The organism is Chryseobacterium sp. R2A-55 (assembly GCF_021401085.1).
GTDB lineage: Bacteria > Bacteroidota > Bacteroidia > Flavobacteriales > Weeksellaceae > Kaistella.
In genome coordinates this window covers 88,565-102,217 of record NZ_JACBFP010000004.1, presented here as the reverse complement: position 1 = coordinate 102,217, position 13,653 = coordinate 88,565, and the positions used below count along the sequence as shown (strand labels likewise).

The following is a 13,653-nucleotide window of genomic DNA, read 5'->3' as shown; positions in this document are numbered from 1 at the left end:
TAAGTGAAGTAGTAAAGCCGATAGACTTTTAAAAATAATCAAAAACAAATTATTTAAAAACAGGTAAAGACAATTTGATCACGGCATTGTTTTCGTCATCGGGTCGTTCCAAGAAAGTCTGCTGAAGATACCCGCTTTTTAGGGAATCCTTCTTTGCCTGCAAAAGCAATTGCTGTATGGGTTTTATTCTTCCTGCATAACTACCTTGGTAGTAAATCACGTAGTTTCTGGATGCATTTAAGGTCCTGAAACTGAAATTATTATCCGATATTTCCAATTTTCTGGAGAGAGGAATTCCATAGAAATATGAAACTTCTTTATCTTTAAAATTATCAGCGTCAGTGATCATCACCGGTGCGCCATATTCGTCATCTCTCTTGCCTAAATCCATGGTGATGAAATTCAGCACCTTGTTGTGATTCATCACGATATTTTTGAACAAGGTATTTTTCATGTTTTTAGTGGTCACGTTAATTCCTAGAAGCAACTGGTTTTGGGCATCTTCCACCATCAAACTGTCAAATTTGAGATTTTTTCTTTGCTCTTCCTTATCCACTTTATTTGCCAGAATATGGACCAGGTTTTTCATGCTTCTGTCAATTTGCTCAGCGATATAATCTTCATTGATTAAATTAAGAGAACGTTTGAGAAACGGCTGTTTCGGCGTGTGGATGATCCAGGTGATTTTGGTTTTTTGGTTACCAGTTTTAAATTTTAGATCAATTAAATAAGGGCTGTTATGTTTTCCCTCAAAAAGTTGATACCTCAGTGTGTGGAGTGGGTTTTCATACCGTATAAAGATTTCTCCCATGGTGCCGCTATTTTTAAGATTGCGGTAGGTCATCGAACTACCTTGACCTTCATATGGAGAAAAGAATTGGTAGCTCATTTGGGGATCATCGCTGAAGAAGGCATTCCACCGGGCAAAGTTTTGCAGATTATTGAATTGTGGAAATACTTTCTCTACAGGATAACTGATTTCCTTTTCGATGGTGAAGCTTCTACTTTCATCCACAAAATTCATTGAAACCGCATATATTGCTGCTAAAAAAAGCAGAATGACAATACCGAACTTAAGAAATCGCATGCGCAAAAATAGCGAATTGAATTGAAATTTCAGGACGAAAAGTTTTTCCTTGGAAGATGAAAATAGTCAATAGTGCAGTTTTATTACTTTTCGCAATAAATAAAAAACAGCATTAAGAAATGGGGCTTCCCGGTCACTTCTTAAGGAATATGGGTTCCGGGAGGAATCTGGGCGTTTTTCTTCACGACCACGATACCGTCTTTAATAGAATGGGTTTCAAAATCCCCGTCTGCGAGATGTTTTGCACCAATAATTCGCACATTGTCGCCAATACGGCAGTTTTTGTCCAAAATTGCCCGCTCGATATAGCAGTATTTCCCTACGCCCAAGTTAGGTTTGCCCTCGTTATCGTTTGCAATAATCTCTGATGGCTCCTGGTAATAATCTGAACCCATCATATAGGTACTCATCAAGGTGCTTCCTTTATCAATTCTGCTTCGGTTTCCCACGATTGAATTCTCAATTTTGTCTGCCATCACGATGGTTCCGTCTCCAAAAATCGCTTTGCTCACGTAGGAACCTAGGATTTTTGATGGTGGAAGCATTCTGGCTCTGGTATAAATCGGGGCTTTGGTAAATAGGTTAAATTTAGGAAAATCACCTGTCAAATCAAGATTGGCGTCAAAGAAGGATTGTATGGTTCCAATATCTGTCCAATAACCATCATATTGAAAACTGAGGGTTTTGTATTTCCCTATTCCATTGGGGATCAATTCACCTCCAAAATCGTCGCCGCAATCTTCAGCAAACATTTTCTTCAAAACATTTTTACTGAACACATAAATTCCCATTGAAGCAAGATATTCTTTGCCTTCATTTTTACTTTTCTCGGAGACCTCAGATTTCCATTCAGGCAGCATATCTGAAGAGGGTTTTTCAATAAATGAAGTGATATTTCCCTCATCATCTGACTTGAGGATTCCAAAACCAGTCGCATCATATGCATTCACAGGAATGGTCGCGATGGTGATATCGCCCTCATTCTTGCAATGGAAATCAATCATTTCGCGGAAATCCATCTGATACAGCTGGTCACCGGAAAGTATCAAAATAAAATCGTAGTCATATTTATCCAGGTGCTTCATCGATTGCCTCACTGCATCCGCTGTTCCCTGATACCACTGGTCGTTCTCCACATTCTGCTCAGCGGCCAAAATATCGACAAATCCGCGACTGAAAATATCGAAATGATAAGAGTTTTTAATATGCGAATTCAGCGATGCCGAATTGAATTGCGTCAATACCATAATTCTGTTAAAACCCGAGTTCAGACAGTTTGAAATTGGGATGTCCACCAAACGGTATTTTCCGGCAATGGGCACTGCCGGTTTTGAACGGGAATAAGTAAGCGGGAAAAGTCGAGTTCCTCTTCCGCCGCCTAAAACGATCGAAATAACGCTGGGTTTCATAGACTGATTAGATTAATGTTTCACACCAATTTGCACTTAACAATATTAATCATTTTTGAGACATTAGCAAAATAAAAAGTCTTGTTTTATGGCAGTTAATGCGAATTTGATTTTGTCTTAACCTGAAGTTAATTCCTATTTTTCAGCATGATACTTCTATGAAAAAATCCCGCACCTGAAACTTAAGGGCGGGATTCTCCATTATTTATTTCACCTCACTCTGGAACTTAAAACTTCCAGCCGAGCGTGATGAAGTAATTGTTCTTTTTATTTTTCACACTGGAAACTGAATAAGCTGGGGAATTAACGATGAAATTCGGGGTATAATAACCTGTTTCAGTAGCAGCAGAACCTGCCAAGAATGGACTGCTGTACTCGGAACTTACATTTTGATACGCTGCATCGATGAAGAATGCTTTGAAATCGTAACCTATTCCCGCGCCGACGGTATTTCTTTTCCCCACAAACATATTGGCAAATGAAGCATTCCCGGAAGTTCCGTCAGTTTTATATGAATTCACCGAAATATTGTCGAAAGGACTCGACGCATAAGCATACCCTCCTCTCAAACGGAAACCATCAATTCTGTATTCCGCACCTATTCTGATTTCAGACAAGTTTTTGTAATTTTCGGAAATAATTTGGTTGGCTTCCACATCTGCCGCTCCATATTCTTTAAACGTCGGTTTGGTAAGACCCAAAACATAGTCCACATTGATCGCGAAGTTTTTATTGGGAACATAGGCCGCGCTTAAAGTTGCTTTTAGTGGGCTTGAAAGTTTGCTGTCTTCGGTATAAGTTGCGTTATCCACATCACTGTATGCATTATAAAGTCTCACCATATTCCACCAGGTTGGCGTTTCCAAAGCCGCACCCAGTCGGAATTGCGGATTTATTTTCCCGATGATGCCCACCGAAGCTGAGAATCCGCTTGATGTTTCAGAATATGGAGTGTATTGCTTGTCCCCAATTTCAGTTTTGCCATCTGCACTCGATAAGAAACTGGCTCTGTCATACTGATCCAAAACAGCGTTGTGAAAATTCAGGCCTAAACCGACATAGATGCGGTTATCATAATTTCCACCAACCCCTACAGACATTTTCGAAACTTCACCGTACCGCTCATAATATTGACCCGCAAAACTCAAATCAGTATATGGCGTTCCATCATTGTTCAAATAATTAAAAACGATATTCGGATTACCAGCTGATCTGGTTCTATCCTCAATTTTTTGAGTAGAGAAATTTACTGCCAAGTTTACAAATTTCCAGGGCGTGTTCCCTTCAATTTTAAAGGCCGCAGTACCTCCCACATTTCCCAGAACCGTCTTATTGATATCGCTTTCTAAGGATTTACCAAATGAGGTTGTGGAATTGTTACTGTTTTGAATATCTAAAGTTCCTGAAATTTCACTGGTAATATTCACCCCAATACCTGCCGGATTGGAATTCAAAACTGAAATATCTCCACCCAAAGCTCCCATGGAACCCGCCATTGAATTAAATTTTGAAGTTCCGTTGACCGAAGAATTGGAATATACTTCCACGGTGTTTCTGATGACTGAAACCTGTTGCGCATTGACAAAATAAGCTGAAGCAATGCCCAAAATCATTAATGATTTTCTGACCATTTTATAATTTAAATAATATTAATGTTATCTTCTGAATCCGCCTCCACCAGATGATCTGGTTCCACTGGAGTTTGAAGAGCCACTGTTGAAGCCACCTCCGTTTCTGAAACCGCTGCTGTTTCCTGAACGGAAACCACTGTCTCCACCACTCCTGAAACCACCTCCGTCATTTCTTTTGATCGGCTGCTGATACCGTGGCGAAGTATCGTTTCTTGGCGTGGTGTTCGGATAGGTGTTTCGCATTCTTGGCTGCGGATTATTGTTTGGATTTGTTGGATTTATCCTTGTGTTATTATTGAATTGACCACTGTTATTCCTAAATCCGCCATTGGTATTCGTATTTCTAAATCCAGGTGAATCAGCATTTCTGACCCCCTGATTGACTGAATTTCTATTCACACCTCCGATAGACATACCTTCTGCACCTCGTCTTTTGTAAGGAACTGAATAACCATACCCGTAATTATATGGAGAATAATAAGGGTCATAATATCCATAATACGGATTGTATCCGTAATAATAAGGGCTGTAGTAACCGTACCAAGGATTGTAATAACCATACCAAGGATTATAGCCAAATCCCCAAGGACTGTAATATCCACTATATCCCCAACCGAATCCCATTCCAAATCCGAAACCATTATAGTAACCATAAGGAGAATACCCCCAATTGTCAGTGTAATAGGTTTCCGTTCCTGTAAAATTACCCCAATCAGAATTTCCGGAATCTTGCCATTTTTGGTTTCTGTTTTCAGAATTAAGATAAACGTTTTGGTCGTCATTTGCCTGGTAATCATAATACTCTCCAACACGGTTTCCGGAATTCATCACTATTCCCTCTGGCAAAGTGTCTTTGTTCGGGTCGTAATAAACTCCATCGGTCTCGCTGTATCCCCCAGTCTGAATGGTGCAGGAAGCAAGAACCAAAGCAGCCGAAATACCTAAAACCACATTCGATTTAAGCATTCCAAGCAAATTTTTATACGTAAATTTTTTCATGATAAGCTGAAAAGTTTTAATTTGAATTATATTTGCATTTTCTACCAAAATTATACCATTCGAAAGGTAAAATTCCCTTGTAAAATTAAGCTTTTTAAATTAGATAGGGCAGGTCGCAAAAAGTTAAAACAAAAATAGAAAAATAAAAGACAAAGATATGGCAAAACTTACTTCAAGAGCCGAAGATTACAGTAAATGGTATAATGAGTTAGTGGTAAAAGCAGACCTTGCCGAGAATTCGGGAGTTCGCGGATGCATGGTAATCAAACCGTATGGCTATGCAATCTGGGAAAAAATGAGGGATGAAATGGACAAAAAATTCAAGGAAACCGGCCACCAAAATGCCTATTTCCCGCTTTTTATCCCAAAAAGCTATTTTGAGGCAGAGGAACAAAATGCCGAAGGTTTTGCGAAAGAATGTGCCGTCGTCACACACTATCGATTAAAGTCTGATCCAGATAATCCAAAAAAACTCATCGTAGATCCCGATGCTAAGTTGGAAGAGGAACTGATCGTGAGACCAACTTCAGAAGCCATTATCTGGAACACCTATAAAAGCTGGATTCAATCTTATCGTGATTTGCCGATCCTCATCAACCAATGGGCTAATGTGGTTCGCTGGGAAATGAGAACGAGACTATTTCTAAGGACTGCCGAATTTCTTTGGCAAGAAGGTCACACTGCTCATTCCACCAAGGAAGAAGCCATCGAGGAAACAGAAAAAATGCTTGATGTTTATGCAGACTTTGCCGAAAATTTCATGGCAATCCCAGTCATTAAAGGCATCAAGACCCCATCTGAAAGATTTGCCGGTGCTGATGAAACCTATTGTATTGAAGCTTTGATGCAGGACGGAAAAGCTCTTCAGGCAGGAACCTCCCACTTCTTAGGGCAAAATTTTGCGAAAGCTTTCGATGTAAAGTTCACCAACAAAGAAGGTAAAATCGAACATGCATGGGCGACTTCATGGGGAACTTCCACCCGACTGATGGGAGCTCTGATCATGACCCATTCAGATGACTTAGGTTTGGTTTTGCCACCGAGTCTGGCGCCCATCCAAGTGGTAATCGTTCCTATTTTTAAAGGCGAAGAACAATTGAATCAGATCAGCGAAGTTGCTCTCGAAATTCAAAAGAAATTAGTTGCCAAGGGAATCTCCGTTAAATACGATAACGATGATCAAAATAAACCAGGTTGGAAATTTGCCGAATACGAACTAAAAGGAGTTCCGGTAAGAATCGCATTGGGTGCACGCGATTTGGAAAACAAAACAGTGGAAGTTGCCAGAAGAGACAATTTAACCAAATCTGTACAGCCTTTAGAAAACATCGATCTGTATATTGAGGAATTGCTGAAAACCATCCAACAAGCAATCTTCCAAAAGGCACTAGATTTCAGGGCATCTCATATTACCAAGGTAGATTCATATGAAGAATTCAAGAAAGTACTTGAAGAAAAAGGAGGTTTTATCTCTGCACATTGGGACGGAACTGCCGAAGAAGAGGAACAAATCAAAAATGAAACAAAGGCAACGATCCGCTGTATTCCTTTAGACAACCCTCAAGAAAATGGAATTTCACTGATCTCCGGAAAACCATCTAAGCAGCGGGTGATTTTCGCCAAAGCGTATTAAAACACTCATTTACAATAATGTTAATAATTATATAAAATGATTGAAATGTTAACATTTTGGATTAATTATTGCATAAATTTGGTTTATTAATCAAAAAAAATAAACTATTATGGCATTAAACATTATTGACCTTATCAAGGGGCAGTTGGGTTCTGCACTGATTTCGCAAGCCGCCTCGCAACTTGGTGAGAGCGAATCAGGAGTATCAAAAGCCATTAGTGGCTTACTTCCAGCAGTGGTAGGTGGATTGGCAAACAATGCGGATCAACCTGGAGTTATCGATTCTATTACCGGAGCTGCTTCCAGTGGAATTCTTGGCAACTTGCTAGGTGCATCCTCGGGTAATTCTTTGATTAGTACCGTACTTTCAGCAATTTTCGGTGATAAAGCAGGTGGTCTTGTCAATGCAGTTTCCACTTTTTCAGGAGTAAGCAATTCCAGTTCCCATTCATTATTAAATTTGGTCACCGGTGCCACTCTGGGATCTTTAGGAAAATATGTGGCCGATAATCATCTTGATGCATCGGGAATTAGCAGCTTATTACAGGAGCAAAAAGGAATCGTTTCTTCTCTTCTTCCTGCTGGATTGACTTTGGCGTCATTAGGATTAGGAAATTGGGGTTCTGTCGCTACTCCAGATGCAGAAAAAGTCCTACTAACTTCTGATGACCAAACAAAAGTGGAAGTCACCAGAGGCGGAACATCTACCACAAACGTTGAGACTAATGACTACAACACCGATGGCGGATCAATCTGGAAATGGCTATTGCCGCTATTGCTACTGGGTCTTGCCGGATGGTTCCTTTGGACACAATTCAATAAACCTACTACCGATTCCACAACGACTACATCAGACACCACAACCGAAGTGATTCAGGATACCGCAGTAGCAAATGCGCCAACGGCCGCAACAACTACTGCCAAATCTCCAACTGAAATCGACCTCAACGGGATCAAACTAAAAGGAAATGCAGGTGGAATGGAAGAATCTATGATCGCATTCCTAAAGTCTGATGGCTACAAAAACGCTTCTGATGACGCTGTGTTGAAAGACAAATGGTACAATTTTGATAATGTCAATTTCAAAATGGGTTCATCTACTGAATTGGAGCCTGGTTCACAAGAACAAATTGATAATTTAGTTGCCATCTTAAAAGCCTACCCAGAGGTCAAAATCAAAATTGGAGGCTACACTGATAAAACCGGCGACGAAGCTGTGAATTTAAAAATATCGCAATCAAGAGCAGAATTCATCAAAGCTGCCCTAGTAAAAGCCGGTGTTGGTGCCCAAGTTTCAGAAGCAGAAGGTTATGGCAGTAAAATGGCAACTGTTCCAGCTTCTGCCTCTGATGCAGAAAGAGCCAAAGACCGAAAAATGGCTGTTAGGTTCACAAAATAATTTTTAGAATTGATCATCATAAATCCCGTTCCGAAATTTAGGAACGGTTTTTTTTATATAAATTTTGACCGTATAAAATATTTAGCTATTTTTGTTAGATTATTCTAACATTTAAATAAGATTGCTCTCAGACATCATCAAATCCGGTTGGAGAAAACAAAAGACCACTGACTCATTGCCAGAGGTTTTCTCTAGCATTCATGTGCCTAGAAATGCAGGTTTTTGGCGTAAGCTCCTCGCATTCGTTGGTCCTGGACTCATGATTGCGGTAGGATATATGGATCCCGGAAACTGGGCAACAGATATTGCGGGTGGCGCACAATTCGGCTACGCCTTGCTTTCAGTGATATTAATTTCGAACATCTTTGCAATGATTCTGCAGCACTTATCCCTAAAACTAGGAATCGTTGCTGAACGAGATTTGGCGCAAGCCTGTCGGGACCACTTCAACCCAACCACCAATTTTATTTTGTGGATTCTCTGCGAAATTGCGATCGCTGCCTGTGATTTGGCGGAAGTAATCGGTTCAGCAATTGCATTGAATTTACTTTTTGGAATCCCCTTAACTTGGGGCGTGGTTATTACTATAGTTGACGTTTTCATTATCCTTTTCCTACAGGCCAAAGGATTCAGAATTTTGGAAAGTATAGTCGCTGGATTGATTTTCGTGATTTTGATTTGCTTCGGATATGAGATTTTTTTGAGCAAACCCGAAATCCTTCCGATGGTCAGCAGTCTGCTTCCACAAAAAGAAATCGTCACCAACCCCTCGATGCTCTATATCGCAATAGGAATTTTGGGAGCCACGGTAATGCCGCACAATCTGTATCTGCACAGCAGTATTGTGCAAACTAGAAATTATGATCGCACACCAGAAGGCAAAAAAGAAGCAATCAAGTTTGCGACGATTGACAGTACTTCGTCGCTTTTCTTGGCGTTCTTCATTAACGCAGCGATTTTGATTGTAGCCGCAGCAACTTTTCATACCTCCGGAAACAAAGATGTAGCAGACATTCACGATGCCTACAAAATGCTCACTCCGATCTTGGGAACCACCTTCGCAAGTGTATTCTTTGCGATTGCTCTACTCGCTTCCGGCCAGAATTCTACCTTAACAGGAACTTTAGCCGGACAAATTGTGATGGAAGGTTTTTTGAATATTCGGCTAAAACCTTGGCTTCGCAGACTGATTACAAGACTCATTGCGGTGATTCCCGCACTCATCGTCACTCTTCTTTATGGCGAAAAAGGAACCACTCAGCTTTTGGTGTTAAGTCAGGTAATCTTGTCAATGCAGCTAGGATTCGCGGTAGTTCCATTAATCATGTTCACCGATTCAAAACCCAAAATGGGAGAATTCGCCAATAAACTCTGGCTAAAAATCATCGTCTGGATCATCGCCGGAATCATTATTCTACTTAATGGATTTTTATTGGTAGAGGAAATATTCTAAAATTCCATAACATATTCTGTTCGATAGTTCAGCTTCAAGTCGATATTTTTCTTAAAACGTGCCGAAATGTCCTAAAATTTTCTTTGGCAAAATCTTTGCGAAAGCATGACCATAAAATGTAATATTATGTCAGATACCAAAGATTTACACGAAGAAAATATGGATTCTCAGAAAGAATTCAATCAGGATAACAATGCGGAAAATGTAGAAAATGTGACAGCAGAACCCACAGCAGAAGAACTTTTGGCAGAAGAAAAAGACCGATACATCAGGCTTTTTGCGGAGTTTGAAAATTACAAGAAACGTACTGCCAAAGAAAAAATGGATTTCTTCCAATATGCAAACCAAGACATGATGATTTCTATGCTTGATGTCTTGGATGATTTCGAGAGAGCGCTGAAAGAAATCGCAAAATACGGAAATGAAGCTGATCTGAAAGGGGTTGAACTCATTTACCAAAAATTCAAAAGCAAATTGTCTGAAAAAGGTTTAAGATCGATGGATACTAAAGTTGGAGACGATTTCGATGTGGATTACCATGAAGCGATTACTCAGATTCCTGCGCCTTCTGAAGATTTAAAAGGAAAAATTGTTGACCTTATCGAAACTGGATATACATTGAACGAGAAGGTCATCCGATTTGCAAAAGTAGTGACCGGAAACTAACATAAGCGATAAGTCCCGATGCTTTGCGGGATTCATTATTCAACAAGATTATGACAATGACTAAACGAGATTATTACGAAGTTCTGGAAATTTCAAAGACCGCTTCCGGTGAGGAAATCAAGAAGGCTTACCGAAAGATGGCCATCAAATACCACCCAGACAAGAATCCGGGCGATGCAGTAGCCGAAGAAAAATTCAAAGAAGCTGCAGAAGCTTACGAGGTCTTGAGCGACGCCAATAAGCGGGCGAGATACGATCAATACGGACACGCTGGAATGAACGGAAACGGAGGATTCGGTGGCGGATTTGGAGGCGGAATGAACATGGAGGATATTTTCTCACAATTTGGGGATATTTTCGGAGGTCATTTTGGAGGCGGATTCGGTGGTTTTGGAGGCGGAAACCAAAGACAGCAACTTCGCGGAAGCAATCTCCGGGTGAGAATAAAACTCAATTTGGAAGAAATGGTGAATGGCACCCAAAAAACCATTAAAGTAAAAAAACTAAAACTCGCTGCAGGAGCTACTTCCAAAACTTGTCCCACCTGTAATGGCAGCGGAGTTCAGGTGAAAGTGATGAACACTATGTTCGGACAAATGCAGACACAGACCCATTGCAGCACTTGTCAGGGAATCGGCAAAATAGCAGATAAGATCCCAGCTGGAGCAAATGCGCAAGGTTTGATTAAAGAAGAAGAAGAAGTGACCATCAACATTCCGGCAGGAGCAAGAGACGGAATCCAACTCAGTGTGCGCGGAAAAGGAAACGACGCACCATTCGGCGGTCATCCCGGAGATTTGTTGGTGGTGGTAGAGGAAGAAGTAGATGCCACCATCAAAAGAGAAGGTGATAATCTGCATCAGGAACTCTATATTTCATTTGCAGAAGCCGCTTTGGGAACCCAAAAAGAAATCGCCACAGTAGGAGGAAAAGTGAAAATCAAGATCGATGCAGGAACGCAGTCCGGAAAAATATTAAGGCTTTCCGGAAAAGGTTTGCCAAGTTTGGAAAGCTACGGAAAAGGCGACATGTTTGTACATATCAATGTTTGGACACCTACCCACCTTTCGGCCGAGCAAAAAGAATTCTTTGAAAACCAAATGAAAAACGGCGAGATGGTTGCCGAACCTTCAGGAAAAGAAAAAACTTTCTTTGACAAAGTCAGAGACCTGTTTAATTGAATAATAAAGTGTTTTACGAAATGAAAGTAAGTCTGCCCTACTCTGTGCAGACTTTTTTTAGGTAAAAACCGGATCACCATCTCCATCCTGGAAGCTGGGCTCGAAATCCGCCGGAAGTGCTTTCAGCAAGTCTTTATGGAAAAGGTATCTTCTCTCCAAATCTTTCTGGTAAAGCTTTCCGAAGGATTTTTGGATTAATTCGGCATTTAAACTTGTTTGGTAAGAAGTCAGAGCTTTCACATTCTTTTCATCATTAAACCTTTGAAGTGCATGAACAAACAATTCAATATGATCCTTAGAAAAAAGATAAGGTATCTTTAAATGACCATCTCTTAACTGCAGCAGCGCACAAGTTTCCAGCTTTTTATTTTCACCGAAAACCTTTAGCCAAAAATATTGGAATTCCTTGGCGTAACTTGAAAACACATATCTTTGGTCTGGTTGATTTCCCTCTAAAATCCAAGGATTTTTCAAGATGCAATCCAGTTCCTCTACGCTCCGGTTTTTTGCAAAATCTTCCAGGAATATTTTAATTTCGTCATCTGCAAAATCCAGCAGCTGAAAATCAACGTTTTTTGAATTCCGCAAACCACTTTTAAAGGAAATAAAGAAATTAAGCAGAAAATCCCCCATCATCAGAAAAGGCTTCAAAAAGGACATGCCTGGTTTTTTTCTGGGAATAATTTCTGCCATCTGGCTTTTGAAATAAAACCGTTTCCCAGTCATCGGAGTGATATAATCAAATTTCTGGGTTTTATTATATAAATTCTCAGCTTCCGGTGTGAATTCTGTCATCGCAATTTTTCCGGCATACTTTTCGAAGACCAGGTCCAAAAGTTGTTGTGCAATCCGTTTCCCCCGAAAGTTTTCATGCACGAAAAGCGTGCTCAGCCAAGCAAACTTTATCCTTTGCTCACCGACTTGCAATTCATCTGGTAAACTTCCCAGGTAACCTGCCAGTTTTCCGTCAAAAAAAACCAAAGTAAGCAGCACATCTTCGTCCGATGCTTTTTGATTCCTTATCTGAGACCAAGCACGGTGTCTGGTAATGGGCAGAAAATCAAAAGTCTCAAACTCGCCAGAATTGACGAATTCCTCCAACATTTTCTTGTTCAAACATCTAAATTCGATCATCTTCGGTATATTTGATTTCGGTTAATCATTTTCTTCAAGTTAAAATAAGCAGTTTCTTGCTTTAAAGTTTGTTGTGCGCTTTTTCCATTTTCCATAGGAATTCGTTGAAAGTTTTTAGTGACACTATCGAGTTTAATTCCCGCTGAACCCATCGTGCAAAAGAAATCCCTTTGGAAAAGTTGATCAAAAAAGGATTTCTCCACACCGAAATCGGTAAAGGGAAATGCAAAACTGTCTGTCAGAAAATCATTTTCCTTCAGGAATTGGGCTCCTTTTTGGAAATTTTCAATTTGTTTTTCGAGCGTCAAATCTTTGTACAGCGGATGATCCCAACCATGATTGGAAATTCCGAAACCTTGCCGACTTACCGATCTCAACTGTTCCAAATTCATATATGGTTTTTGAGTTTTCACATATTCTTCGAAATCTATTTCAGCTAAATCCGCAATTTGATCAAGGAGATTTTGCTTTTCAAACGGAATTTTCAAAATCTTTTGCTTTAGAGCTTTTTCAGAAATGCCGGAGATATCCAGTAATTTGAAAATTTCAGGATGAATGTTTTTTTTTCCGCTTATCATATCCAAAATCACGCTTGCTTTCCCACGGAACATCAGCTCATTATTCTTATTAAACTTCGGATTGATGAAATTGACTGCATAAATCCCTTTTCTCAGCAAAACAGGAACCGCATTAAAGTAAAACTCCGAAAGTCCGTCATCAAAAGTCAGTAAAGCAATTTTCTTCTTAGGTTGGAAAACTCCCGCATGGAAATCCTTGAACTCACTCCAAGTGACAAACTGAAAAAAGCGGCACAGCTCATCCAGATCACTTTCAAAATCCTTCACCTTTTTATATTGGACAATGTGTTTCAAGTGAGCAACATCAACATCTGAAACTGCATGATAGACCGGAATGCAATAATCCAGTGGAAATGATTTCTCCAAATCCGAATCCTGAAATTTCGTGGCCAACCGAATGATTTTTTCCTTTAGAACCATGTTCAAATGTAATAAAAAATCCGCAGGGTTTCCTACGGATTTAGCTTGGAATGTATTGAATAA

The 13,653-nt window shown here is 40.0% G+C and carries 11 protein-coding genes; 5 read left to right on the top strand and 6 right to left on the bottom strand.

The genetic code is table 11. The features are described from left to right. Positions 1-49: 49 nt before the first annotated feature. The 4 genes from L0951_RS06725 to L0951_RS06710 form a co-directional block, all read right to left on the bottom strand. Positions 50-1,024, bottom strand: coding sequence for a polyketide cyclase (locus tag L0951_RS06725; protein WP_234110462.1), 975 nt, complete (start codon positions 1,022-1,024; stop codon positions 50-52). 203 nt (positions 1,025-1,227) lie between these two features. Continuing rightward, positions 1,228-2,496, bottom strand: a complete 1,269-nt coding sequence (locus tag L0951_RS06720) for a glucose-1-phosphate adenylyltransferase (RefSeq protein WP_234110461.1) — start codon at positions 2,494-2,496, stop codon at positions 1,228-1,230. Positions 2,497-2,723: 227 nt separating this feature from the next. Then, complete coding sequence (locus tag L0951_RS06715; protein WP_234110460.1) at positions 2,724-4,127, bottom strand: OmpP1/FadL family transporter; 1,404 nt, start codon at positions 4,125-4,127, stop codon at positions 2,724-2,726. A 24-nt stretch (positions 4,128-4,151) separates the two neighbouring features. Next, positions 4,152-5,126, bottom strand: a complete 975-nt coding sequence (locus tag L0951_RS06710; RefSeq protein WP_234110459.1) for a prolyl-tRNA synthetase — start codon at positions 5,124-5,126, stop codon at positions 4,152-4,154. 157 nt (positions 5,127-5,283) lie between these two features. Between L0951_RS06710 and proS the strand changes: the two genes are divergently transcribed. The 5 genes from proS (at position 5,284) to dnaJ (ending at position 11,458) form a co-directional block, all read left to right on the top strand. Beyond that, on the top strand, positions 5,284-6,759 hold the full coding sequence (gene proS, locus L0951_RS06705; RefSeq protein WP_234110458.1) for a proline--tRNA ligase: 1,476 nt from the start codon (positions 5,284-5,286) through the stop codon (positions 6,757-6,759). Positions 6,760-6,868: 109 nt separating this feature from the next. Further along, the gene (locus tag L0951_RS06700) at positions 6,869-8,158 is read left to right on the top strand and encodes an OmpA family protein (protein WP_234110457.1); all 1,290 of its coding nucleotides are present in this window, start codon (positions 6,869-6,871) and stop codon (positions 8,156-8,158) included. 121 nt (positions 8,159-8,279) lie between these two features. After that, positions 8,280-9,611, top strand: coding sequence for an Nramp family divalent metal transporter (locus L0951_RS06695; protein ID WP_234110456.1), 1,332 nt, complete (start codon positions 8,280-8,282; stop codon positions 9,609-9,611). Between the two features lie 126 nt (positions 9,612-9,737). Continuing rightward, positions 9,738-10,277, top strand: a complete 540-nt coding sequence (locus tag L0951_RS06690; RefSeq protein WP_234110455.1) for a nucleotide exchange factor GrpE — start codon at positions 9,738-9,740, stop codon at positions 10,275-10,277. A gap of 56 nt (positions 10,278-10,333) precedes the next feature. Continuing rightward, on the top strand, positions 10,334-11,458 hold the full coding sequence (gene dnaJ, locus L0951_RS06685) for a molecular chaperone DnaJ (RefSeq protein ID WP_234110454.1): 1,125 nt from the start codon (positions 10,334-10,336) through the stop codon (positions 11,456-11,458). A gap of 57 nt (positions 11,459-11,515) precedes the next feature. On the opposite strand, the gene L0951_RS06680 is transcribed toward dnaJ, so the two are convergent. Both L0951_RS06680 and L0951_RS06675 read right to left on the bottom strand, forming a co-directional pair. Then, positions 11,516-12,592 carry a GNAT family N-acetyltransferase gene (locus L0951_RS06680; RefSeq protein WP_234110453.1) on the bottom strand — a complete coding sequence of 359 codons (1,077 nt, stop codon included), beginning with the start codon at positions 12,590-12,592 and terminating at the stop codon, positions 11,516-11,518. Beyond that, the gene (locus L0951_RS06675) at positions 12,589-13,563 is read right to left on the bottom strand and encodes a polysaccharide deacetylase family protein (protein WP_234110452.1); all 975 of its coding nucleotides are present in this window, start codon (positions 13,561-13,563) and stop codon (positions 12,589-12,591) included. The genes L0951_RS06680 and L0951_RS06675 overlap by 4 nt, the downstream gene beginning before the upstream one ends. Positions 13,564-13,653 lie beyond the last annotated feature (90 nt).

Excerpts from the sequence above, each read along its gene's own strand:
- L0951_RS06725 (WP_234110462.1), bottom strand. The coding sequence starts at position 1,024 with ATGAATTTTGTGGATGAAAGTAGAAGCTTCACCATCGAAAAGGAAATC.
- proS (WP_234110458.1), top strand. The coding sequence starts at position 5,284 with ATGGCAAAACTTACTTCAAGAGCCGAAGATTACAGTAAATGGTATAAT.
- L0951_RS06715 (WP_234110460.1), bottom strand. The coding sequence starts at position 4,127 with ATGGTCAGAAAATCATTAATGATTTTGGGCATTGCTTCAGCTTATTTT.
- L0951_RS06680 (WP_234110453.1), bottom strand. The coding sequence starts at position 12,592 with ATGATCGAATTTAGATGTTTGAACAAGAAAATGTTGGAGGAATTCGTC.
- L0951_RS06710 (WP_234110459.1), bottom strand. The coding sequence starts at position 5,126 with ATGAAAAAATTTACGTATAAAAATTTGCTTGGAATGCTTAAATCGAAT.
- L0951_RS06700 (WP_234110457.1), top strand. The coding sequence starts at position 6,869 with ATGGCATTAAACATTATTGACCTTATCAAGGGGCAGTTGGGTTCTGCA.
- dnaJ (WP_234110454.1), top strand. The coding sequence starts at position 10,334 with ATGACTAAACGAGATTATTACGAAGTTCTGGAAATTTCAAAGACCGCT.
- L0951_RS06690 (WP_234110455.1), top strand. The coding sequence starts at position 9,738 with ATGTCAGATACCAAAGATTTACACGAAGAAAATATGGATTCTCAGAAA.
- L0951_RS06720 (WP_234110461.1), bottom strand. The coding sequence starts at position 2,496 with ATGAAACCCAGCGTTATTTCGATCGTTTTAGGCGGCGGAAGAGGAACT.